Source organism: Teichococcus vastitatis, from assembly GCF_003604215.1.
Lineage (GTDB): Bacteria > Pseudomonadota > Alphaproteobacteria > Acetobacterales > Acetobacteraceae > Pseudoroseomonas > Pseudoroseomonas vastitatis.
The window spans coordinates 1-587 of record NZ_QXGS01000226.1 but is presented as its reverse complement, the minus strand read 5'-3'; the positions used below and the strand labels follow the sequence as shown (position 1 = coordinate 587).

General features: G+C 69.2%; 1 protein-coding gene. It reads right to left on the bottom strand.

What is annotated here, in order from left to right; all coding sequences use genetic code 11:
• Nucleotides 1-587: hypothetical protein (locus D2K64_RS24040; protein WP_202910832.1), on the bottom strand; the 587-nt coding region annotated here is incomplete at both ends.

Sequence of the window (587 nt, the reverse complement as noted above, 5' to 3'; positions counted from 1 at the left end):
TCCGCCTGCGGCTTCACCAGCAGGCTGGTGCCGTCGCTGCGGGCCTCGAACCGGAACAGATGGCTACGGCTGGCGGCGAGGCCCGGGTCCAGTGTCAGGCCCTGGCTGGCGCTCAGCACGCTCACCTCGCGGTTGGCGACCACAGTGGGGTGCATCTCCACCAAGCCGGCCAGGCGGACGCTGCCCTGTACGTTGAGCTGGTCGCTCTCGCCGCTGCGGTGATTGCTGTCGATGACCAGGCTGCCGCCGGCAGCTTGTGTCAAAGCGCCGGTCACCGTCGTGGTGGCAATCCGGCCCGGGCCGCCGACATGGATGCGGCCGTGGTTCTCAATGGAACCCTGCGCGCCCAGGTCCATCACCGCGCCGGTGTCAACCGTGCCGCCGGCCCGGTTAACCAGCGTAACCGTGGGGCAGCCGGTGCCGCTGCCGTCGCAGGCGCCCTGGCCGGCCCGGTAGCTCATCAGCACCTGACCGATGATGGTGCCGCTGTTCTCGACATGGGTGTAGCCGACCGCGTTGGTGATGGCGGTCCCGGCGGTGCCGTCGACGGAGGTGATGGTGCCGGAATTCGCGATGATGTTCGGGTT